This is a genomic window from Paenibacillus sp. FSL R7-0345 (assembly GCF_038595055.1).
Classification (GTDB): domain Bacteria; phylum Bacillota; class Bacilli; order Paenibacillales; family Paenibacillaceae; genus Paenibacillus_AQ.
Map to the genome: position 1 here is coordinate 4625566 of NZ_CP152002.1, position 23176 is coordinate 4648741.

Consider the following 23176-nt stretch of genomic DNA (forward strand, 5'->3'; position numbering starts at 1 on the left):
ACCTCGTCCGACCCTATCCAATCCTAATTATTCAGGCAACCCTTGAAAGAACCCGTTATTTGATTTCTTTTTCCAACTCTATTACATCTTCTGTCACCCAGTCTCTACCATACAACTCCTTCAGCACTTTTCTTGAAGCGTCTGCTATTGATGTTTTTAATTGAGCAAATTCAGTGTCCATGGACGCTATAACCTCCGAACCAGTTCTTTTACTTTGAGTGAAATTTAATGAGAGGTGTAAGCTATCTTTTTTCACTACATGTACATAGAAGGGGCCATCCATAAAATCAAAGTCCTGCGAACTCCCGATGGCTGAAGCTTCGAGCAAATGTATTGATTTATTCCACCAAGACAAAATAACCACAATAAAATCATTCCAGTTCAATTCAGGAAAAAAAGAATCTCCCATTTGAAAATAGATATCTCCGGTAATAGAGTTCCGGTTGCTCATTTTGATTGAAGTTTCATTCATTACAATATTGATCAACTCTGTGCCACCCCCGATTAAGAGTTAATAATTGCGTTGTATCTCCAATATCAGCTCAGCTTCATCCATTGTTAACGGGAACAAATCAGCATCTTCAAAAAGGTTCTTCTCGGCTTCGTCATAACTGTCCGCATATTCTAAAACGAATGATTTTAACCCACTAATAAAAGTTAGTTTTAGATACTTCCCTTCAGATGTATAAACAACGGTATTATTGATTATTACTTCTTTGTAGTTCAGTTCTTTAAGCAGTGAGATTATTTTAGTTTCCGTTTCCTTCATTATGCGCCTTTGTTTATTCCAAACCCGCATATTAATTATGTTTATCATAATCCACCCCCAAAGCAACTTCTATCGCTTCACTTATCTTCCCCTCGCCTAAAAATTGAATAATACCAGCTGCCTCGTCCTCCCAATCTGGGCCATAAAATGATAAATAGCCGGCAAATTCTCGAAGATGGTCTGGCACTTTGTAGTCCAGGATAATGATCTGCTGGTACACCATTCTTTGATACTCTTGGGCATCCATCCTTACCTCTACCGAGAAAGCAATTTCTTTAAATAACCTTCACCAGCACACCTTCTAGTTTGAAATTCTCCAAATCATCAATATCTATCCATGGCAATTCATGTTCTCTCAAGTTATAAAACCTTATCACAACTTCCTCGCCATCATATGACAATATTAAATGAAAACTTCTTTCAGGATACTCTGATTGAAGTAGAGATACCGGCGTTACTTCCTGCGTAAATAGTGTATTCATATGGAGATGGTTGATATCTGCTTCCAGTGAAGTCCGGTCATCGTAACGCGTTGCGCTAAAACTCACCGGTAACTTTTCATTCTGTAGACTGTTCTCGAGTAATACACAATCCTCCCATAGTGTGAAAGAAAACCAATGGGGTGCGACTTGCTGGACGGGATCGCTTGTATTAACACCTTTTATATAGCTCTTCATTAGTTGGTTCAGTAGCAAATTTCAGGCTTCCTGCAAGTTATTTACTTAAGGTTTGCATAGCATATCATCGCCACTACTTGAATCATAATACCGTATCCGCAAATAATACAGCTCTAACGGACTCAGATGATCTTATTTTCGCTAAAATCCACCTTTGGGGAATCTAACGGACTCAGATACTCTTATCTGCGGTGATTTACGCCAAAAACGTCTGTTTGGGAGGAAATAACGGCGCTGGGGTCCGTTAGAATTCTGAAAGGTGCCCCAGAGTAAAAATAAGGGCTGTACGGTCCGTTAGCCACCTCCGTCATCTGCCTCAGCTACTGGAGTAGCCAAATCAGCCCGGATGCAGCCCGGATACCGCGTCGAATCAGTTACTAAAGCGCGTAACCGACAGCACAGACTCCCATCCTACGCACCAAAAGCAAAAAAACCGCCCCTCCCGAGGCGGTTTAAACCATACCGTATACTGCACCCGTCACATCATTCTCCATACTCTGCCCCAAGCACCATAAAGTGCACTCGGCTTTTCAATAACTGGTTACTCTCACTACTTACGCTACTTACTACTCTCATCCCGACTGCCCGCCATTGGCGCTCACTTCTGCCCTTGACCTAAACGCACTCGGCCATTCTAATTACTGGTTACTCTCACCACTTACACTACTTGCTACTCTCATCCCGACTGCCCGGCATTGGCGCTCATTTCTGCCCTTGACCTAAACGCACTCGGCTTTTACACTTATTCGTTACTCTCACTACTCACACTACTTGCTGCTCTCATCCCGACTGCCCCGCCATTGGCGCTCACTTCTGCCCTTGACGTAAACGCACTCGGCCTTTCCAACTACTTGTTACTCTTTTCCTTACCCGCTCAGTCTAGCGCTTTCCTACTACTTTACGCTCGATCTCAGGTTGTTACGCGCATAATATTCACCTGTACACACGTTCCCAACCCTGCACTCACTTTCACTTTTTGCATTTGTTCCTGGTACAACCCTCACCCCGCCACACCACTACTGAGCAATCTGCTCCCGGATGTTCGCGAGGATCTTCTTCTCCAGTCTTGATACCTGCACCTGCGAGATGCCAAGGCGGCTGGCGACTTCGGACTGGGTCTGGTCGCGGTAGTAGCGCAGGTAGACGATCAGGCGCTCGCGTTCGGTGAGCGCGCCGATGGCTTCGCTCAGCGCCAGCTTGTCGAACCAGCGCTCCTGCGACTCGTCGGCGATCTGGTCGATCAGGGTGATCGGGTCGCCGTCGTTCTCGAAGACGGTCTCGTGGATCGAGGTCGGCGGCTTGTTCGCCTCCTGGGCAAACACGATTTCTTCCGGTGTTACACCAAGCGCCTCCGCAACCTCGCCGATGGTCGGCAGGCGGTCCAGCGTTTTGGACATCTCGTCCTTCATCTTGCGCACCTTGTTGGCCATCTCCTTAAGGGAGCGGCTGACCTTCAGGGTTCCGTCGTCGCGCAGGAAGCGCTGGATCTCGCCGATGATCATCGGCACGGCATAGGTGGAGAACTTGACCTCATAGCTGAGGTCGAATTTGTCGACGGACTTGAGCAGTCCGATACAACCGATCTGGAATAAATCATCCGGCTCGTAACCGCGGTTCATAAACCGCTGCACCACCGACCAGACGAGCCGGATGTTGCAGCTTACGAGCGTGTCACGGGCCAGGTTATCCCCGGCCTGACTGAGCGCGATAAGACGTTTGACCTCCGCATCGTCCAAATAGGTCGGCGGAGCTTTTTTTGACTCTGCTTCCATGGCTCCAACCCCTAATTGTATAAAGCTTTTTTGGAGACGATTGTTTTCTTCATAGAGATGGAGGTGCCCCGGCCCGGCTCGCTGGTCACTTCGAAACCATCCATGAAGTTCTCCATAATGGTAAAGCCCATTCCCGACCGTTCCAGCTCCGGCTTGGACGTATACAGCGGCTGCTGCGCCAGCTCCAGATCCTCAATCCCGTTGCCCTGATCCTCAATGGTCAGATGTACGGTTTCATGCTCAATTCTCGCCGAGATGCTGACAATCCCTTCCGGATTGCTGTCATAGCCGTGAATAATGCAGTTGGTGACCGCTTCCGACACGACTGTCTTCAAGTCATTCAGTTCATCCATGGTCGGATCAAGCCGCGAGACGAAGGCCGCTACGACAACACGCGCGAACGATTCGTTCTCCGAGAGGGCGGCAAACTGGACACTCATGAAGTTACCAGCTTCACTCTTTGTCATAACGCAACCTCCAAATCCGAGAGCGCTGCACTCTCGTCGTCATATAGGGACATGATTTTGAACAGGCCCGACATTTCCAGCAGCCGCTTCACGGGTGCTGTGGCATCACAGACTGCCATTTTGCCGCCCTTGCTGCGGATCAGCTTGTACCTTCCAAGAATAACACCGAGACCGGAGCTGTCCATGAACTGCAGCTCCTTCAGGCTGAGAATCAGATGCTCGACCTGGCCCCGCATAATCGCTTCATCCATTTCCATCCGAACATAATCGGCTGCGTGATGATCCAGCTCTCCGTACAAACGGACAACCAGCACACTCCGGTGATGCTCCATCTCCACATGGGAATTCATACTTGCCACTCTCCTCTTCGTTGCTTTCAAACCGCCCTGTAACGACTTCTTTCCCCTACAAGGACAAGGTTTTCTACATCGCAAAGAGTGATTCCTGCCTCACGACAAAACTAGAAGAAAACCCCTATGAATCTACAGAAGTCACAGGGGGAATCTACAAAATATACGCTATATCAATCAATCGTAAACAGCGAGCCCGCCGTACGCTTGAACAGCTTCCAGAAGCCGGCCTTCGGCACTTCTTCGCCTGCCTTCAGCTCATATTCCTTGATGACACTCGTGCCCTGGTAGACAACCAGCTTGCCGATGGTCTGATCTGCAGCGACCGGTGCCTTGATGTTATCCTGCAGCACCACTTCGTTACGGATGCCTTCCTGGGTAATGCCTTTTTTGAGCAGCACGCTGTACGTTTCCTTGGCAGTGATCGGCAGCTCTTTTTTCACGCCTTTTTCAATCTTCAGGGTGCCGATGGCATCTCCGGATTTGTAGATGGTGTGCACCTTGTACTGGGAAAAGAGATAGTCGAACATGCCCGACACCTCGCTGTTGCGTGTCTTGGTGTTCGGTTCACCCAGCACCACGGCAACGGCGCGCAGTCCGTCTCTGGACGCAGTGGCCGAGAGGCAGAACTTGGCTTCAGACGTATATCCGGTCTTCAGGCCGTCAGCGCCGGTATAAAAGCGTACCAGCTTGTTCGTATTGACCAGCCAGAACGGCTTCTCCGTATCCTTGCGCAGATAGTCCTGGTAGGAGCCGGTGTATTTGATGATCCGTTCATGCTTCAGCAGCTCGCGGCTGATGACGGCAATGTCATGAGCGGATGAATAATGGTTCTCCGCAGGCAGCCCGTTACAGTTGGCAAAGTGAGTATCCTTCAGGCCCAGCTCTTCCGCTTTGCTGTTCATCATGTCGACAAAAGCGCTCTCCGACCCGGCAAGCTTCTCCGCCATCGCCACAGAGGCATCATTACCGGAGGCCATCGCGATGCCCTTGAGCATCTCGTCAACGCTCATTTCTTCGCCGGGCTCCAGGAAGATCTGCGAACCGCCCATTGAAGCCGCATATTCACTGGTCCGCACCATGTCGGTCAATTGCAGACGTCCTTCATCCAGCGCCTCCACCGTCAGGAGCATTGTCATGATTTTGGTGATACTGGCCGGCGGCAGCTTGTCGTGACTGTTTTTTTCGTAAATGATTGTGCCGGTGCCCGCATCCATCAGGATGGCGGAACGCGCATTCGGAGCAAGATCAGCAGCAGCAGAGGTATTGCCGGTACTTTTAGCTTTTTCCTCTGCCGATGCTCCCGCAGCCGCCCCCAGTACGGAAACAGCCATACACAGCACAAGCGTCAATACACGTATTTTCCTCAAAATAGTTCCCCTCCTGAACATTACCTTCATTTCACAGGTACTGTATTCCAGTGTGGCCATAAAGGCAGGAAATTATTCCATTTATCCGCACAAAAAAGGCCTTCCCTGCATCCTCACGGATTCTGCAGAGAAAGCCTCTTTGCTGTTTATTCATCACATACGGGACGGGTTAGCCCCCTATAGCCATTGCGCTGAAAATAACCGGTCCAACCACAGTTGCAGTAGAGTTAGTATCCTGGTTCTCAACAATCAGCTGATAGTTTTGCGTACCGGCCGGCACGTTGACATCTACCATGTGCAGAGAGATAATCCCGTCGTCATTGAAGAAATCCTCATATTCGGCACGCGCGTAAAAAATTTCCTTGCCTGCACGCCAGATGCGCACAAGGATGTTCGGCGTATCCAGCAGTACATTCACACCGATTGTTGCCTTGAGTTCAACCTTGTTCGGAAAATGTGCCGGAACCGCCGGATCGATATACACTCCTACTCCGGCAATCTGTACACCAGCAGGAGAAATCGGAACCGGGATGGAAACTCCGTTAGTAATGGGGGTAACGACATGAGCATTGTAGTCCAAAAGTGTTTTTACCACAATCTATCACTCCTTTTCATAGGTATGCTTCAGTATATGAAGACTATGAAAAAGAGCTTGTGCACATCTATTGATAGATTTGCCTAAATATTTGACAGCGTCATCTGCGGGCAGCACCGTATTGTACTGCCGGCGGGCTGCTGCCCCGTCCCAGATAGAGCCTGGACACCTGCGGATACCGTCCCGCCCATTTGGCTGCCAGCAGCGGCAGCATTACACCGACCAGAGTAAACGGGATCAGACCGTAATCTGCACCGAGCAGCACTTTGAGGCTGTAGTTCAGCGGCAGATGCAGATACATAATGGCAATCGTGTTGCGTCCAAGCCTGCCCATGAAGCCCAGCGGCAGCCGTTTGGACAGCTGATATACGACAGCACAAATGGTTAGTGAGATTAGCAGCGGGACCGCCAGATCAAGCAGCAGCGCATCGTACTCCTTATACTTCATGTCAAGGCTGTAGCTGATGTATCCGCTGCGTTCCAGCCATAACACAAATGCACACATCGGCAGCAGCAGCAAGAGCACGTAAGCACGGCTGATCAGTGCAGGAATGGCTTTTTTACCGTAAAATCCGATCGCATAATAGGTAACCGCAAGCAGGGCAACGTCGATGTTCCAGGGGAGGTTGAAGGTTTTTAGCGGCGTCAGAGCGATCAGATGGGACAGAAGGTAAGCGGAGGCGATCAGAAGGAATTGGGTGCGGCGGCTGTACCTGACAATGTATCCAAAGAGCAGCTGCGTGAACAGGAGACAGGTGATAAACCAGAATACCCCGTAAGGCCCGGTCAAGGACAGTCCCCCGTAGAGCAGCCTGGCGATATTTTCGAGGAACCCGGTGAAATTGAGGCTATACAGCAGCATTCCGGCCGCAATCAACAACCCGTAGGCAAAATAAGGCGTCATTAGACCCTTCGTCCGCTTAACCGCCCAGCTGGTATACCGCTCAGGCAGGATCGGCTTAAACACCAGACCGCTCAGCAGAAAAAACAGCGGCATCCGGAACCAGGACAAATAATGATTCGCAGCGGCATCGCCGGAATGGCCCATCACTACAAAAATAATGCTGAAGCCCTTGGCGGCATCAATCCATAACTCACGTCGTTTTTCCACTTTTCCCTTCCAACTCCTCCCAATCCAGTTTTATTTTTAATATAATTATAGAATGGTTATATCGCTTGTTCAAATTTTAATGAAATATTTCAGGATGTTTCAGAAAGATAAATTCAGATAACAACGTTGTATATATGCGAAAAATAAGGCGTTGAGCCTAGAACCGGGACTTTTCCGTTTATATCTGCTGTTTGTCATAAATCACTCAACAAAAAAGCCCCTCCATCTTCCTGTGCGGAAGCGAAAGGGCACCATTAATCCTCTTATTGTCTAACCGAATCCTGCCACCGGGCATCTGCCGGCGGAAGCTCATCTCCTGCGGTCAGATAAATCCGGTCTATCCGGAGCTGGGATTCACAGGCCAGGATGGACAGCACATGCTCGCCGGAGCTGATCTTCAGGTCGGAGATTGCACACCAGTAATATACTTGAGCGGTATTGTAGGTGTGAATCCTTCCGCCGCCGAACTGCTCGGACAAAGGCTGCACATTGCCGTCAAGCGCCAGATAACAGGAATCAGACTGGAAGTTGTGATGTCTGATCAGCAGCCATGCGTGATATACTCCTGCTGTCTGTACGTTGATCCGGTAATGCATGCCAGGCGCGGCAGCAGGCTCTTCCCACTTCAGTCCCGCATCAGCTACGTGCATCGCGAAGCCTGTTCTGCCGTTCGTCTCAGCCTGCAGGTGGCTCCAGGTAAGGGTGCTATTGTCTGCGGCAGGCGTCAGGTATGCATTGGCAGAGTTCTCCAAGGCGTATTCAGCCTCAAGGGCGATAACGCCGTCCTGCTCTGTAAAGCTGCCGGAACCGAAAGCGTCGATAACCTTCTTTTCATCCGTACGCTTCCAAAGGTCATCATAACGTGCACTTCCCAGCTCCGTCTGCGGCTTAGGCTGGCACTTCTCGAAGATCAGATCAAACCGCTCCCCGAAAAAGGCTCTGTCCGCGTACAGGACCGATGGCAGTGTTACCTCTTCCTTCTGCGTACTGTAAAACCCGCTGCATAGCGCCTCTACTTCTTTCCAGTCTACCTGCGGACTCTCCGCGCCGTAATCGGTAGCTGTTTCATGCCCCAGAGCGCTGATGGCCGGACCCAGATTAGATTCAACTCTATCACTCGTATATAGTACCAGCTTGGAAATTGTTACATAATTATCCGCGGTGTACAGCTTGAGCGAATGGGTGCCAGCCGTGATACACGGGAGCTTCACCAGCAGCTTTTCCCCGTTATCCATAATGCTCTGCTGCCAGCTGCCCTTCCATTCGTCATTCGTTTCCGATTCCACCAGCATTGGCTCTCCGTCATCTATGCCTACGCCGAAACGGATGCGGCCTGTGGAATTCAGCGTCAGGAAGCGGTGGACTTCCAGAACATATTCTCCGCCCTGCTCGACGTAAAGGTCATACCCAACGGAGGCATTGTTCTGCAGCGCCCCTTCCGGCGGCTGCCCGGCCGGATGCCAGGCCATCAGCGCAGCTCCCTCGTACCGGGCCATGCCCGGCACCGTTAACCAAGCCGACTGAACAGCCCCGGCGTCGTTCGTTGCATCCAAGCTGTGCTGATAGCCCTTAGCCGGAATAGATACATAGCCGTCTGCTTCAATATATCCGGCGAAGCCCTCCGGAACGGCCGGAGCGGCTTCAACCTCCACCTTAACAGAGATGACAGCGCCGTTTCTGTGATCACGGATGACGATGAGTCCGCGTTTGCCGGCATGGGCTGCGGGCTCCTGTACCGTAACCAGAATCCGCTGCTCGGTCTGCAGTGTCCCTTCCGTCTCGGATAAGTCGATCCAGTCCGCCCCCTCCTGAACCTCAAGGGTATACGGAATACTGCCCGCTCCCTGGTTGCCCAGCTCAATCCACTTCTCCCGCCGTCCATAGACCGAGAAGCGCAGCGTTTCCTCCCCGTTCCAGAGATCAGCACGCAGGCCGCTTCCCGAAATCTGCAGCGCAGGCTTACGCACCGGATAGAGCGCTGTCGGCGGAGGCGGGAAGCTCTCCGGAGTCAGCATGCCTTCCCATTTGCCGCCGCTCAGCTTCCGGTCGTAAAAATGCAGCATCCGCCGCTTATTGTCCAGCATCTCCGCCGATAACTCCGTATACCGGTCAGCCGCCTGCATGTTTCCCCGTTCATAGGACAGCACGCTGCGGTCGGCATAATAAAACTCATGATTGGTATAGTAGGAAGCATGGACTTTCATCAGGAACAGCTGGAAGAAGGCGGCGCGCTCCTCCTCAGGCAGACTGTCCAGTATGGCATTGCCCCGTCTGTACAGATCCTCCAGCAGCATCAGCCTGCGGCCGGCTTCATCCCCGTAAGCCGTCTGCGAGAACACGCCTGGCTGCATATGCTCAATTTTGCGCACATTGGTCGCCTGGGCAAAGGCTGTGTACAGCTTCGCAGCTTCTGCCCCGTGTCCGCCGGTGAACTTGGCGTTGATCCAGTGCTCTGTGAACATCTGCGGGTCCTTGGTAATACCCTCCGTTTTCCCTGCTTCCCAGCCGTACCGCACAAAATACTCCAGATCCTGCTCCACCGGCTTCAATCCGCCGACATTCAGCACCCACACCTTGCGGATGCCTGACTCCCAGGATTTCTTCAGCTCATTGCCCGTCTGCGCCAGCGGGATGGAATTGATAAATAAGTAGCTCATACCTGTACCTCCAGCAGCCCAGTATGAGTTATGAAAGTACAATCCGTTCCCGCCGCTGCGGCTGCGTTCGGCTACCGAAGGATAACGCCGCATATGGCCGAAATTATCGTTCGCCCAGATCAGAGTCAAATCCTCCGGCAACTCCAGCCCCTGATCATACAGTGAAAGTACCTCTTTATAGGGGACGAAGGTCTGCAGCGCTGCCAGCCCTTTTTCCTCACCCAGTACGTCTATAAGCAGCCGCCGCTGATCTCGGACCACCTGTCCGAGCAGCTTGACCTTGGCCTCCTTCTTCTGCTCCTTACTCAGGGAATCATCCTCATCAATAGCCCGGGTATGAAAGCCGGAATCATGAATGCCCCGCATCCCCATCGTGAAACAAACCTCGTAATTCCGGTTCTGCTCGATGCTTTCCCGCCAGTATTCCAGCAGAATCTCCCGATTCCGCCCTTCAATCGAATAATCGTATTCGGCATCTGTGTAGCCTTTACTTTCAAGCCAAGGCGTCCACTCATTCTGGTTGCTGCGCAGCAGCATATCACAGTGGGAGGTGCCGACAACAATGCCCATCCGTTCAGCCAGCGCGCCGTTCTCCGGATTGCCGTTGAAATAATTGACATGCATCGCCGGCCAGATATAGTTCGCCTTCAGGCGGAGCAGCAGCTCGAAAATATGGCTGTAGGCCACCGGCCCGATCGTCCCGTCTGGCGTATGCAGCCTGGCCCAGTCGTCCAGCTCCTCTTCATCGTTGAGGAAAATACCCCGGTACTGCACAGACGGCCAGTCTGCTTTGCTGAAATCTGCCGGTATACTATACGAGTCTTTGGTTTTAGCCGGGACATCCCCCCAGTAATGCCAAGGGGATACGCCGATCGCCTCACACAGGTCATAGATGCCGAAGATTGTGCCCCGGCGGTCTGTACCCACAATGTAGAACACACCATCCACAGCCTGCTGGAGAAAGGCTTCCCAGCGCCAGACTCCCGCTTCACTTTTTAACTGCTCTAGGGGCAGCTCTGCCTTCTGCACAGCAGCAGGAACCTGCCCGTTCTTCTCCAGTGTAGCAATAATGATGGCGCATTCATGAATCTCAGCCGATAGAACCGCTTTACAGCCGAAGACCCGCCCGATGTCCGTAATCAGGTTGGCTGCGGCGATCTGTACTGCACTATTTTCCTGATCAGACACATAGATATGTAACGGCTTGCTGCCTGTAAACAGCTCAATACGCTGGTCTGCTGCATGGATAGTATTCAAAGTATATTAGCCTCCTATTTGCTGGCGGCACGGTGGGCTGCCTGCTTTCTGTGGGTTAACTATACCTCAAGATATAACAACTATCTTTTATTATGTTGCTTTTATCGCTGTTTGTTATACTATATTGCTATAAAAGACGGAGGTTATATCCATGGGCGCAGATCTGTTTGTTCCGCATCCTTTATTCTATATTGAATATATGAAGCATGACGCCGGGCACCGGATGCCTAATGTTCATTACCATAACTGCTATGAGCTGTACATTCTGGAAGAGGGTCATCATAATATGCTGATCAATGACTCCATGCTGACGCTGGCGGTACATGATACGGCGCTGTTCAAGCCCAATCTGTTTCACCAGAGCTACCGGAATAACGGCTGCGCCAGAACCTGCATCTATTTCACAGACCGGTTTCTGCGGATGTATTTTACGGAAAAAGCCATCACCTCTCTGCTGGGCTGCTTCGACAGAGGTGTCATATCGATTGACAGGGAGCTGTTTCCGCGGGTCAAAAAGCTCCTGATCCTGCTGGAAAAAGAGAATGTCGCGGATAACAGCAACCGGATTTTTATCTATCTGGCTGAAATACTGGATATTCTGAACCAGAGTAAAAGCACGCCAAGAACCGCGCAGACCACCGCCTCACCCGATCAGATCGATCTGATCCTCTCTTACATCAACCAGAATTATGCTGCCATCCGCAAAATCGAAGAGATTGCCGGGCAGTTCTACATCTCCAAATACTATCTGTGTCACATCTTTAAGGAAGCGACCGGGCTTACCCTTGTTCATTATATTAATAACATCAGAATCCAGCATGCCTGCAATATGCTCGTTAATACCGACCGCTCGATTCTGGAAATCGGGCTGGCCTGCGGTTTTAATTCATCCATGTATTTCTGCAAAACCTTCAAGCAGGCGCTGAACGTAACGCCAAGCGAATTCCGGAGGACGGCGTTGTAACAGCTTGTATGGAAAAAGAGAGCAGCCCTCTCCCCTGGCGGGAAGAAAAGCTGCTCTCTTTGTTGTGACCGGCCTGTTGTATGGCCCGGCCGGTTAATACAAGTGGCAGGACACCTGATGTCCGGTGTCCAGCGTGCGCAGCGCCGGCGCCTCCGACCTGCATCTGTCCATGGCATAGGGACAGCGTGGGTGGAAGGCACAGCCGGTTGGCGGCGTCTCCGGGTTCGGCACATCGCCGGTCAGGACGATCCGCTGCTTTTTCTGGGCCGGATTCGGCACAGGGACAGCGGACATCAGCGCCTGCGTGTAGGGATGCAGCGGCTTGGCAAAAAGATCTTGGGTCGGTGCCAGCTCGACAACCCGGCCAAGATACATTACCGCTACGCGGTCGCTGATAAATTTCACGACCGACAGGTCATGGGAAATGAACATATAAGTAAGGCCATACTGCTCCTGCAGATCCTGCATCAGATTCAGCACCTGGGCCTGGATGGATACATCCAGCGCCGATACCGGCTCGTCGCAGACAATGAATTTCGGATTCAGCGCAAGCGCCCGGGCAATCCCGATCCGCTGCCGCTGGCCGCCGGAGAATTCATGGGGAAAGCGGTGAGCCTGATAGGGGGACAGGCCCACCACCTCCATCAGCTGTTCGACCCGGCTTTTCAGCTCGCCGGAGGACGCGGAACCATGGGTCCGCAGTGGTTCCTCCAGGATACGCTGGACAGTCCAGCGCGGGTCAAGCGAAGCATAAGGGTCCTGGAATACCATTTGCATATCGGTCCGGAAGCGTCGCAGCTGCTCTGTGTTCAGGCTGCGCACATCCGTACCGTTAAACATAATCTCTCCTTCAGTCGGTTCAATCAAGCGCAGGATCGCCCGGCCGGTGGTGGACTTGCCGCAGCCGGACTCGCCGACAACCGCCAGCGTTTCGCCCTGCTCGACGGATAATGTAATCCCGTCCACCGCTTTGACAGCGCCGACCTGCTTCGAGAAGAAGCCTTTGCGGATCGGGTAATGCTTTTTCAGATTGCGGACCTCAAGTAATGTGCTCATAGGACTCCCTCCTCCTGCAAAAGACACCGGCAAGTGTGGCCTGGCTGGATTTCTACCAGCTCCGGACGTTCTACCCGGCAACGGTCAACCGCCACCGGACAGCGCGGCGCAAACCGGCAGCCTGCCGGCAGGTTGGCCGGGTTCGGCACCTGGCCGGGAATTGAGGTCAGACGGTCGCTGTCTCCGGCAAGCTGAGGCAGTGAAGCCAGCAGCCCCCGGGTATACGGATGCAGCGGATTACTGTAAAGGGTAGCGACATCCGTCTCCTCGACAATCTGGCCGGCATACATAATGACAACCCGGTCGCACATCTCGGCAACGACGCCGAGGTCATGGGTGATCATCAGGATGGACATGCCTTCCTTCTCCTGCAGCTCTCGCATCAGATCGAGAATCTGCGCCTGGATCGTTACGTCGAGCGCCGTCGTCGGCTCATCTGCAATCAGCAGCTGGGGGCTACAGACCATTGCCATCGCGATCATTACGCGCTGGCGCATCCCGCCGGAGAGCTGGTGGGCATACTGTTCGGCAATTTTTTCCGGACGGGGGATGCCGACCTTGCGCAGCATGTCAATCGCCCGCTCATTTGCTTCCTTCTTACCCAACTTCAGATGATAACGGGCCGACTCGGAAATCTGCCGTCCGATCTTGAACACCGGATTGAGCGAGGTCATCGGCTCCTGAAAAATCATCGCAATCCGGTTGCCGCGGATACCGCGCACCTCTTTGGCCGGCATCTCCAGCATATCCTTGCCCTCAAAACGGATCTGGCCGGAAGCAATCCGGCTGATCCGCTTGGGCAGAAGCTGCATGATCGACAGCGAGGTGATGCTTTTGCCGCAGCCGGATTCACCGACAATGCCCAGTGTCTCCCCTTTGCGCACTGACAGACTGATGCCGTCCACCGCGCGGATTGTACCCGCCGCTGTTTTGAACTCGGTGCATAGCCCTGATACTTCCAGCAGTTCTGCCATGATTGCCCCTCCTTTATTTCTTTATCTCGCTTATATTAAAATTCCGCTATTATTTGCTTTCTTCCACGCCCAAATATTTGAGCGCAGTGAGTGCATAAACCTTTGCGCACTGGATGATCTGCCAGACCGGCGCTTTTTCATTGAAGTTATGGATGGTGGACAGCTCGGCCGGGCCGTATTGCAGCACCGGAATGTTATGGGTCCGGAAATGGCGCGCATCGCTGGATGCCCATTGCAGCACGCCGTAGGCTTCTTCGCCGCTGACTTCGCAGATGCTCTCCACCAGGTCGCTTACAACCGGCTCCTCAGGAGCCGTCCAGTTGGCGTTGCCCTGGAAGCCGAAGCCTTTTACCTCGGACTCGATACCTGCTTCAAGCAGAAGGGAGCGGGCACGGTCCAGCACATCACGGTAATCCACACCAAACGGCACGCGGGAATCAACCTGGATCGTGCAGCGGTCAGCTACAACGTTCACCTTGGTTCCGCCCTGAATCGTTCCGATGTTTACCGTTACGTGATCGAACACCTGGTAAGCAACCGCTCCGTACTCTTCACGCTGCTTCACATAATCCTGCGAGATGCGGATGATTTCTTTGACTTCCTCCGGAATATCCGGCTTGATGTCCCACAGGCGCTGCAGCGCCTCGATTCCTTTAGCAGCCTTGACGATCGCGCTGTCTCCGACAACCGGCGACAGGCTGCCGTGGCCCGGCGTGCCTTCTACGGTGAATTCAAACCAGCAGCTGCCCTTCTGCCCGATGGTCGGGTTCAGCGGACCGGACGGCTCGGCGATAACTGCAGCCGTGCCAGTAATCAGCCCGCGCTCCAGTACCCACGGCACACCCAGATGGCCGCCTGTTTCCTCATCGGGTACGATCAGCAATGACAGGTCGCCTTTTAGCGGAACACCCAGCTTGGCCAGCAGCGTGGTCGCGTAGATCAGTCCGGCCAGCCCGGCTTTCATATCAGAAGCGCCGCGTCCCAGCAGATAACCGTCAACAATATCGCCGCAGAACGGATCGAAGTCCCAGCGGGAGAGGTCACCGGCAGGCACAACGTCGGTATGTCCGCAGAAAATCAGATTTTTGCCGGACGGCTCTTCTGCTCCTGAGCTCAAAGTAGACACAAGGTTCAGCATCGTATCGGTCGCCGGATGAATGGCGGTGTCAATGCCGGCCTCTTTTAAATAGTTGATAATAAAAGCGCTGATGTCGCGCGAATCGCCCGGCGGGTTCTCTGAAGGGAAACGGATCAGCTGTGAGCATAGCTCCAGGAGCTGGTCCTGCTCATCGTCAATCGCCTGCAGTATCTTGCTTTTCCAGTCTGTCATTGCCTGTTACGCTCCTTTAGGTTCTCCTTGCTGGCACTCGGGGCCAGAGAGGTTTATATTTTTGAAATAGAGCAAGCAGAAACGGCTGTACCGTCCTTTATAGGACGGTACCGTTTCAGCGGGAAATAGAAGGATAAGTTATCGTGTGAAACATATCATTTCTTATATTTGGACCGCAGCCTGTGGCCCGTCCGCTCTTTTTTATCAGCCGGAATGCTTATTGTTCAAATGACAGCGGGTAGAAGCGGATAACCTCATCCGGATAGAACGCATAGCCGCTGATCTTATTGCTCATGCCGACAATGCGGTTATATTCGTACAGATACGCCCAAGGCGCTTCAGTTGTAATGATCTCCTGTGCCTGCTCGTAGAGTGCAGTCCGTTTGGCCGCATCTGTCTCTACGTTCGCTTCTTCCCACAGCTTGTCTACCTCGGCATTGCTGTAGTTGATGTAGTTGGACGAACCTTTGCCGTAGAGCAGGAAGCCGAGGTGGTAGCCAGGGTCATTAACAAAAGATGTCCATTTCGAGATATAGGAGGTCAGATTGTTCGTTTTTTGCTGCTCCAGGAACTGGGCACGGGCCAGCTTGTTGATGTTCATCGTTACACCGATTTTGGACAGCTCAGCCTGAATCAGTACAGCATCATCTTCCCAGTCGTCAAAACCGGAGCCCAGCGTGAAGTCAAAGGTAAAGCCGTCAGCATAACCCGCTTCGGTCAGAAGCTCTTTTGCTTTGTCAAGATTGTGCTCGTAAACGAAGCCTGCATCGGTGAAGCCCGGCGTGTTGCTTGCTACAGAGCTCTTCATTTGTTTGGCTTGGCCATACATAACACCGCTCAGCAGCTCATCGTAAGGGATCGCATAGTTGATTGCCTGGCGGACCTTTTCATTGTCAAACGGCTTCACGTTGTTATTCATGGCGAAGAAGAGAATCCGGTTACTTGCATTGGAAGCAACAGTCAGGTCCGTATTGCTCTCCAGGGAAGCTACATCCTTAGGAGGAATCTCGATCGCCATGTCCACATCACCCTTATCAAGCAGCAGCACACGGTTGGAGGCTTCCTTGGTGAATTTCATAGTAACCTTGCTGAGGCTTGGCGCACCCTGCCAGTAGGATTCGTTAGCGGTAAAAATGGCTTCCGTTGCCGGGTCCCATTTTTCAAGTGTGAACGGGCCGGAGCCTGCTGCATTTGTCTTGAGGTAGTCAGCGCCCTGCGCTTCTACGGTCTTCTGATCCACGATGGAGAAGGTATACATGGCGATAATCTGCAGGAAATTATGATTGGCATTAGTCAGTGTAATTTCAACTGTGGAGTCATCCACTACTTTGACGGATTTGATCGCAGCCATTCCATAAAGGAAGCTGCCGGAGCTAGAATTTGCCACACGCTCATAAGAGTAAGCAACCGCCTCGGCGTTAACCGGATTGCCGCTCTGGAAGGTCACGCCTTCCTTCAGTTTAAAGGTGTACACGGTATTGTCATCCGATACTTCCCAGCTCTCAGCCAGCATCGGCTGGATGTCTTCAGTGTTGGCAATGTTAGCGCCGCCTTCGGTTTTTATGCCGTAGGTAACCAGCTGATCGTATGCAGCAAGTACAAGTGTGTCGGAGGTGAGGTCGTTGGCTTCCGCAGGGTCAAGCGTGGTGCCGCCTTCGGAGTAGGCAACCGTCAGGTTGCTTTTGGCCGCAGCCGCTGTTGTTCCTGTGTTCCCTGTAGCCGCTGTAGAAGCGGGGTTTGTCGGGTTGGCGCTGCTGGCGCAGCCGGCAAGCATGATAGAAAAAGCAACGAGCGTGGACATCAGTTTGAATCTTTTCATCAGTAATTCCTCCCTTTTCTATATCCTGCCTAATTTATATTTACCGGGATTCTGCGTAAGCTGAGGAAGGTTCTCCCCGGCCCCGCTTTATTTGCCCGAACGCAGCCTTGGATCAAGCACATCCCGGAATCCGTCACCCAGCAGGTTAAAGCCTAAAATTGAAGTGGCAATGGACAATCCCGGAAACGTAACCAGCCACCACTGCCCGGAAATGATGTATTCCCGTCCTTCGGAGATCATTGCGCCCCACTCGGCAATCGGCGGTTTCACACCAAGCCCGAGGAAGCTGAGACTGGAGGCTGTCAGAATGGCAAAGCCCATCCCGAGCGTCGCCTGCACCATAAGAGGTGCAAGGGCATTGGGCAAAATGTGGCGGTACAGGATGACTGTATTCTTCACGCCGATTGCCCGGCTTGCTTCAATATATTCCTTCTCGCGGAGCGAAACCGTCTGCCCGAACATTAGCCGGGCGAATTCCGGGATGCCGACGATGCCGACGGCGATCATTGCACTGGTCAGGCCTGCTCCGATCGATGCGGCAATTGCCATGGACAGGACCAGCGACGGGAAGGACAGCAGAATGTCCATCAGACGCATGATGATCGTTCCCGTGCGGCCGCCATAGTAAGCGGCAATTCCGCCGAGCGGCACACCGATGATGAAGGAGATGCCGACCGCAATCAGACCGGTCCAGATACTGATTCTTGCTCCGTAGAGCACCCGGCTGAGAATATCACGGCCGAAATTGTCGGTTCCGAACCAGTGGCTGGCCGAAGGTGCCTGAAGCTTGTTAGCCATATTAGTCGCATAAGGATCATGCGGAGCAATCCACGGGGCAATAATGGCAATGACTGTCCAGATGAAAATAAAGGTTAGCCCGAGGGCGGCAAGCCGGTTACGCAGCAGCAGGGACCATAAGGTTTTGGGCTTGGCGGCAGCCTCCGGCCTGACCGGTTTGCCTTGTGCCGGATGTGCTGAATGTGCTGCAGTGCTCAACAGAGATCTCCTCCTTTCTTACAAACGGTACTATTCATAGCGGATCCGCGGATCAATGAAGCCATAGATCAGATCGACAGCCAGGTTAATCCCGCAGTAGAGCACGGCACTGACCAGGGTAAAGGCTTGAATCGGCGCATAATCCGCTGCCAGGATGGAATCTGTAACGTAACCGCCGATTCCCGGCCAGGAGAAGATCGTCTCCGTAATAACCGCTCCGCCCATCAAAAAGCCGAACTGTAGTCCGAGTACAGTTAATGTAGGGATCAGTGCATTAACCAGTGCATGCTTGTACACGACAGCGGATTCCCGTAAGCCTTTGGCCCGTGCAGTACGGACAAAATCCTGATCCACCACCTCCAGCATACTCGAGCGGGTCATGCGGGCTACGATGGCCATGGTGCCTGTACTCAGGCAGATCGCCGGGAGCAGCAGGTGAGCCAGACTGCTTTTGAGGGCAATGATATCTCCGGACAGAATACTGTCCAGCACGTACAATCCGGTCAGATGCACCGGCGGGTTGAGATCACCGCTGATCCGGCCCATCGGCGCCGGAGCCCAGCCGAGGATCGAATAAAAAATGTAAATGAACATGAGTCCCAGCCAGAAGATCGGTACACAGGCCCCGATCAGCGAGAACACCCGGGAAATATGGTCCAGGATCGATTCCTTCTTGGTAGCGGCCACGATTCCGACAGGGATAGCTACCAGAACCGCAATCAGAATGCTGGCCAGTGTCAGTTCGATTGTGGCCGGGAAACGTGAGGCCAGATCGCTGGCTACCGAATGCCCGGTGTGATACGCATAACCGATATCCCCCTTGAACAGCTGTCCGATGTAGGAAAAGAACTGAATGTACAGCGGCTTGTCCAGCCCCATATCCTGGCGGATTTTGTTCACTGTCTCCTCGGGCGCCTGTTCTCCGGCCAGCATAATGGCAGGATCCCCGGGCAGCACTCTTGAGAGAATGAAGGTGATGATGATTATGCCGAGCAGCGCCGGAATCATCTGCACCAGTCTTTTTAATGTGTACGCAAACAATGAATCAACCCCCTTACGGCTTCTGTAACCATCCTTGCTGCTCTGCTTTGAGCCTTTTCTTTACGGCAGAACCTGCAGCTCCATGTCAGGTACTGTGCTGTTTAATGTTGTTCTTAGTGGTTGTGCTAATTCTACATAGAATTTAACGCCTGCTCTACGTCCCGTTTAACTAAAAAAATGCACAACCGTTTGTCGGTTGTGCACTACTGCAACGCGTAAACGTCACTTTATCTAACATTGTTTTCCGTAAATATTCCAGTCCCGCCTATTTTTCCTGCAGATAGTAGTAGATCAGGCACAAATGGCAGACAAACTGCTCACGGGGATCATTCAGGTCAAAGCCGGTAATGTCGCGGATCCGCTCCAGCCGGTATTTGACCGAATTGCGGTGAATGTAGAGACTGTTGGCTGTGTCAATCAGACTGCCCCGGCATTCCAGATAATGATAGAAAGTCAACAGCATATTGCTGTCATGCTCCTGATCATATTGCAGCAGCTTGCCCAGCTTGCGCTCGAACAGATGCTCAAATCCCGGTCCGCTAAGCCCCTCCAGCAGATGGTATACCTCCATCTCCTCATAGCGGGTGACGCTGCCCGAACCCTGACCCAGCCGTCTGGAGACAGACAGTGCCTTACGGGCCTCGTTATAGCTGGTATAGATGTCCCACAGGTATTCCGGTGTACCGACGCCGGTCCGGTAATTCGTGAGGCCGTTGCTTTTATCCAGCAGCCAGCCTTCCAGTGTCTTGGACCAGGATTCCTCCCCATTTGCGGGATTGCCGCCGGACTTTCGTGCTTCAGGTGTCGGCAGGAACAGTACAGCCCGGCTGGAGCGGTACTCGGCATGAGGGGTGACGCCGCGCTTTTTTGCTTCCCGTTCCAGCAGCCGGTTTATTGTCTCCTCACTTGGTGCAGTCTCCCCTTCGATAACGGCAACCTCCCATTTATGCTCGGGGTTCATCCCAAGCTGTCTTGCCCGGCGCTCCACCTCATGGCGCGCAGGCAGGGGCGGGGTCAGCAGCTCATCGATGAAATTGCCGCGCAGCCTGAATTCCGTATCCTCGGCGACCTTTCTGCGCATCAGCTCCAGCGCAAATACCAGCCGGGCCTGCTCGATTCCTACCTCCTCCATATCGTCCAGCTGCTCTTTATCAACCAGCAGCTTGGCTACCGTGCGCCGGTCCACATGGATGCTCCAGTTCAGCGCTACCGACTCCTGCTGCCATTCATAATCTGCCGGGGAGGAGACGATAATCTTCCGCTCCGGATCGACCAGCGCCACCGGGGCCTTCAGAAACTCCGCCACATTGTCTGTCACGGCCTGGATGCCGCTGTTCTCCAGCACCATCGTCGTCAGTGTGCGGTAGACTTCCTCCGCACGGCGCAGCAGCATCGCCTGCCGGCCGAGCAGCAGCTCCGTCACTGGCTGAGTAATGTCCGTATAGGGAATCTCCGGCGGAATTTCCACAATCGGCAAACCGCAGGCATTGCTGGCATCAATTGCGCTTTGCGGAATCTCCTTCAGGAACCGGGCCGGCTTGATCGCCAGTGCCGCTGCGCCCAGATTATCAAGTGTATAGATCAGCTCCGCCAGCAGCGATGGATCATGACGGATCGAGTAGGCGGTAGTCAGCAGCATAACACCCTCGCTGATCCACCCCTTCAGGTCAGGGACCTCCATAATATCTACAAACCGGACTACCCGTTCCAGCCCCTGCTCACCGCTGATTACCTTTGCTTTGCCAAGCACGGACAGCTGCATTAGTTCTCTTAAAGTAATTCCACGTGTCTTCAACGCTTCTGCCTCCCTCTGCTGTCTACAGTATTTCATGAAATTTCCTGAAATATGCCGCGTTAATTGCTCATGTTAGTTTATCAGACATCAGCCGTTTACCACAGGAAAATATAGCAAAATGCTTATATTTTCCTGTCTTTGATGGCATGTCGTCTGCCGGGAGGGGACTTTTCATGTTAGGTTTTTGGCCTAAAGGTCAGTGAGGCGGGGGGATTTTGGCGGGATCAGGGGGATTTTTGCCTTTTATTTTGCCCGGCTAGGCCATTTTACCGGATTCAGAGGCTTTTTTGTCTCTCATTTCGTCCGGCTAGGCTGTTTCGCCGGATTCAGAGGCATTTTTGTCTCTCATTTCGCCCGGCTAGGCTGTTTCGCCGGATTCAGAGGCATTTTTGTCTCTCATTTCGCCCGGCCAGGCCATTTCGCCGGATTCAGAGGCATTTTTGTCTTTCATTTCGCCCGGCTAGGCTGTTTCGCCGGATTCAGAGGCATTTTTGTCTCTCATTTCGCCCGGCTGGGCTGTTTCGCCGGATTCAGAGGCATTTTTGTCTCTCATTTCGCCCGGCTAGGCTGTTTCGCCGGATTCAGAGGCATTTTTGTCTCTCATTTCGCCCGGCCAGGCCATTTCGCCGGATTCAGAGGCATTTTTGTCTTTCCTGGTGAGCTTCCGAGGGTTACCCCCTACCCTACCCTACCCTATCCTACCTTGCCCATACCTGTTCATCTGCAAATTCATGTGCTTTTATCGGACTAAGTGGAAAATTGCCACCTAATTTTTAGATTCCCCGCTGTTCTTTAGAATCCAGGTGGAAAAACAGCACTTAATTGCTCCAAATTCACCCTGATGGGCATTTTCCGGACGAATTAAGTATCCTTTTTCCAGCTAGATTGCTCGGATGATGCCAAATGGCGAAATTAAGTAGCGAAAATCCACTTAGTTTTTGGCAGCTTCGCTTTTAACACTAGCACCACCAATTAACTCCCGGGTAGCAGAGCAGGACAACATACTAGTTACTTGAAATTCGCACATATCACAACCCTTTTCAGGAAACCGGCAGTTATACCATACTCTTCATCCCAGGAAGCCTAATATTACTCTCACACCGATATCACGCCCCCAATCCCGCACCGCTACAACGACATTTCTCCTTCACCCGCCAAAGTAAGTCAAGTTACCTTAATAACTCTCCCGGCATGTCCAACGCAGAAACATAAATTTGTCTGAAAAGCATAAAGACGTCCCCCGGATTAACGTTCCAGGGGACGCCTTAACAGCAAACTGTGCAGCTAGCACAACAGCCGCGAATATAAATTACATAGCATGCATCAGGTGGTCTGCGGCATTGAGCACGTACGCGGTGCGATCAGCGCCGCAGCTGGCCCGGCAGAGACGCGGCCGAAGCTGCGGCTGCGCCGAGGGACAGGATCGGGTCAAAGGCACGGATGCCGAGCTGTTCCTCAAGCTCGGCCGCAAGCCCGATGGTGGCGAAGCCCGTGCATGCCAGCACGATCGCATCTGCTCCGCGCTCGACGAGCCTCGCCGCACCGGCAAGTGCGCCGGCTCGTCCCGCTGGCGTACCTAGATCCAGCGTAGTCGTCACGCCGTCCGGCCGGTCCATGCCAATATAGGCGTCGCCGAGAATGCCACGGATCAGCGGCGGCACCTCGGTAAGGATCGTGAGGACACCGATCCGGCTGCTGCAGGTCAGTGCCAGATGCGCGGCACAGGAGCCTGCGCCGAATACCGGAACGTTGACCTCCGCCCTTGCTTCCGTAAGCGCCGGGTCTGCCGCACAGCTGATGCCGATCGCTGTGCAGCCCTCTGCTGCCAGCTGCCGGGCGAGTTCAATAATCTTCGGCACGGACTCCGCTTCGGTCTCATCATTGTACACGCCCCGGGGCTGATCCGGAATGCAGCGGCTGAGCACCGGCAGGCCGTAGCGTTCTTCAATCAGCGCCCCGTGCTGATTGACCGCAGACTCATCCTGCAGCGTAATTACACGTATCATTCCAAGCATCGTTATCCCTCCCCCTGATCAGACAACAAATAGTCTGTCTTTTTTGCTGCCCCGTTCAATCACCCACACAATCTGTCTTCTTTCCTGTCTCTTTAACCATCCACACATGTCTTGGTTGCTATTCCCGTTCAGCCATCCACACAGCTAGTCTTATCATGCTT

The 23176-nt window shown here is 52.8% G+C and carries 20 protein-coding genes; 1 reads left to right on the plus strand and 19 read right to left on the minus strand.

Features of this window, described 5'->3' with window-relative positions; all coding sequences use genetic code 11:
- Positions 1-55: 55 nt before the first annotated feature.
- The 11 genes from NST84_RS20005 to NST84_RS20055 form a co-directional block, all read right to left on the minus strand.
- Complete coding sequence (locus NST84_RS20005) at positions 56-487, minus strand: hypothetical protein (protein ID WP_342561913.1); 432 nt, start codon at positions 485-487, stop codon at positions 56-58.
- Between the two features lie 24 nt (positions 488-511).
- Positions 512-769: a hypothetical protein gene (locus NST84_RS20010; protein WP_342561914.1), complete on the minus strand. Its 258-nt coding sequence runs from the start codon at positions 767-769 to the stop codon at positions 512-514.
- 31 nt (positions 770-800) lie between these two features.
- A complete protein-coding gene (locus tag NST84_RS20015; RefSeq protein ID WP_342561915.1) occupies positions 801-1016 on the minus strand; it encodes a hypothetical protein in 216 nt (71 codons plus the stop codon).
- Between the two features lie 28 nt (positions 1017-1044).
- Positions 1045-1464 carry a hypothetical protein gene (locus tag NST84_RS20020; protein ID WP_342561916.1) on the minus strand — a complete coding sequence of 140 codons (420 nt, stop codon included), beginning with the start codon at positions 1462-1464 and terminating at the stop codon, positions 1045-1047.
- A gap of 998 nt (positions 1465-2462) precedes the next feature.
- Entirely contained in the window at positions 2463-3218 is a 756-nt protein-coding gene (gene sigF / locus NST84_RS20025) for an RNA polymerase sporulation sigma factor SigF (protein WP_039875115.1), read from the minus strand.
- A gap of 11 nt (positions 3219-3229) precedes the next feature.
- Positions 3230-3685 carry an anti-sigma F factor gene (gene spoIIAB, locus NST84_RS20030; RefSeq protein WP_342561917.1) on the minus strand — a complete coding sequence of 152 codons (456 nt, stop codon included), beginning with the start codon at positions 3683-3685 and terminating at the stop codon, positions 3230-3232.
- Positions 3682-4035: an anti-sigma F factor antagonist gene (gene spoIIAA, locus NST84_RS20035; protein ID WP_042178445.1), complete on the minus strand. Its 354-nt coding sequence runs from the start codon at positions 4033-4035 to the stop codon at positions 3682-3684. Before spoIIAA ends, spoIIAB begins: the two co-directional genes overlap by 4 nt.
- Before the next feature lie 173 nt (positions 4036-4208).
- A complete protein-coding gene (locus NST84_RS20040; protein WP_342566478.1) occupies positions 4209-5369 on the minus strand; it encodes a D-alanyl-D-alanine carboxypeptidase family protein in 1161 nt (386 codons plus the stop codon).
- A gap of 205 nt (positions 5370-5574) precedes the next feature.
- Complete coding sequence (locus NST84_RS20045) at positions 5575-6000, minus strand: hypothetical protein (RefSeq protein WP_342561918.1); 426 nt, start codon at positions 5998-6000, stop codon at positions 5575-5577.
- Between the two features lie 100 nt (positions 6001-6100).
- Entirely contained in the window at positions 6101-7111 is a 1011-nt protein-coding gene (locus NST84_RS20050; RefSeq protein WP_342561919.1) for an acyltransferase family protein, read from the minus strand.
- 263 nt (positions 7112-7374) lie between these two features.
- Complete coding sequence (locus NST84_RS20055; protein ID WP_342561920.1) at positions 7375-11025, minus strand: glycosyl hydrolase 115 family protein; 3651 nt, start codon at positions 11023-11025, stop codon at positions 7375-7377.
- A 151-nt stretch (positions 11026-11176) separates the two neighbouring features.
- On the opposite strand from NST84_RS20055, the gene NST84_RS20060 reads away from it, so the two are divergent.
- Positions 11177-11989, plus strand: a complete 813-nt coding sequence (locus NST84_RS20060) for an AraC family transcriptional regulator (protein WP_342561921.1) — start codon at positions 11177-11179, stop codon at positions 11987-11989.
- A gap of 93 nt (positions 11990-12082) precedes the next feature.
- Here the strand turns inward: NST84_RS20060 and NST84_RS20065 are convergent, their stop codons facing one another.
- The 8 genes from NST84_RS20065 to NST84_RS20100 all read right to left on the minus strand — a co-directional run bounded on the left by NST84_RS20065 (position 12083) and on the right by NST84_RS20100 (position 23015).
- Positions 12083-13045, minus strand: coding sequence for a dipeptide ABC transporter ATP-binding protein (locus tag NST84_RS20065; RefSeq protein ID WP_342561922.1), 963 nt, complete (start codon positions 13043-13045; stop codon positions 12083-12085).
- Positions 13042-14019: an ABC transporter ATP-binding protein gene (locus tag NST84_RS20070; protein ID WP_342561923.1), complete on the minus strand. Its 978-nt coding sequence runs from the start codon at positions 14017-14019 to the stop codon at positions 13042-13044. The genes NST84_RS20065 and NST84_RS20070 overlap by 4 nt, the downstream gene beginning before the upstream one ends.
- A gap of 49 nt (positions 14020-14068) precedes the next feature.
- Entirely contained in the window at positions 14069-15349 is a 1281-nt protein-coding gene (locus NST84_RS20075; protein WP_342561924.1) for an ArgE/DapE family deacylase, read from the minus strand.
- Between the two features lie 217 nt (positions 15350-15566).
- Entirely contained in the window at positions 15567-17168 is a 1602-nt protein-coding gene (locus NST84_RS20080) for an ABC transporter substrate-binding protein (RefSeq protein WP_342561925.1), read from the minus strand.
- 87 nt (positions 17169-17255) lie between these two features.
- A complete protein-coding gene (locus tag NST84_RS20085; protein WP_342566479.1) occupies positions 17256-18077 on the minus strand; it encodes an ABC transporter permease in 822 nt (273 codons plus the stop codon).
- Between the two features lie 117 nt (positions 18078-18194).
- Positions 18195-19205: an ABC transporter permease gene (locus NST84_RS20090; protein ID WP_342561926.1), complete on the minus strand. Its 1011-nt coding sequence runs from the start codon at positions 19203-19205 to the stop codon at positions 18195-18197.
- 265 nt (positions 19206-19470) lie between these two features.
- Positions 19471-21000 (minus strand): PucR family transcriptional regulator ligand-binding domain-containing protein, encoded by a 1530-nt coding sequence (locus NST84_RS20095; RefSeq protein ID WP_342561927.1) that lies wholly within the window; start codon positions 20998-21000, stop codon positions 19471-19473.
- 1361 nt (positions 21001-22361) lie between these two features.
- A complete protein-coding gene (locus NST84_RS20100; RefSeq protein ID WP_342561928.1) occupies positions 22362-23015 on the minus strand; it encodes an aspartate/glutamate racemase family protein in 654 nt (217 codons plus the stop codon).
- Positions 23016-23176: the final 161 nt, after the last annotated feature.

Bases quoted from the DNA above. Each gene is read 5' to 3' on its own strand.
- NST84_RS20010 (WP_342561914.1), bottom strand. From the start codon at position 769: ATGAAGGAAACGGAAACTAAAATAATCTCACTGCTTAAAGAACTGAAC.
- NST84_RS20100 (WP_342561928.1), bottom strand. From the start codon at position 23,015: ATGCTTGGAATGATACGTGTAATTACGCTGCAGGATGAGTCTGCGGTC.
- NST84_RS20080 (WP_342561925.1), bottom strand. From the start codon at position 17,168: ATGAAAAGATTCAAACTGATGTCCACGCTCGTTGCTTTTTCTATCATG.
- NST84_RS20060 (WP_342561921.1), top strand. From the start codon at position 11,177: ATGGGCGCAGATCTGTTTGTTCCGCATCCTTTATTCTATATTGAATAT.
- sigF (WP_039875115.1), bottom strand. From the start codon at position 3,218: ATGGAAGCAGAGTCAAAAAAAGCTCCGCCGACCTATTTGGACGATGCG.
- spoIIAB (WP_342561917.1), bottom strand. From the start codon at position 3,685: ATGACAAAGAGTGAAGCTGGTAACTTCATGAGTGTCCAGTTTGCCGCC.
- NST84_RS20015 (WP_342561915.1), bottom strand. From the start codon at position 1,016: ATGGATGCCCAAGAGTATCAAAGAATGGTGTACCAGCAGATCATTATC.
- spoIIAA (WP_042178445.1), bottom strand. From the start codon at position 4,035: ATGAATTCCCATGTGGAGATGGAGCATCACCGGAGTGTGCTGGTTGTC.
- NST84_RS20075 (WP_342561924.1), bottom strand. From the start codon at position 15,349: ATGACAGACTGGAAAAGCAAGATACTGCAGGCGATTGACGATGAGCAG.
- NST84_RS20065 (WP_342561922.1), bottom strand. From the start codon at position 13,045: ATGAGCACATTACTTGAGGTCCGCAATCTGAAAAAGCATTACCCGATC.
- NST84_RS20040 (WP_342566478.1), bottom strand. From the start codon at position 5,369: ATGGCTGTTTCCGTACTGGGGGCGGCTGCGGGAGCATCGGCAGAGGAA.
- NST84_RS20070 (WP_342561923.1), bottom strand. From the start codon at position 14,019: ATGGCAGAACTGCTGGAAGTATCAGGGCTATGCACCGAGTTCAAAACA.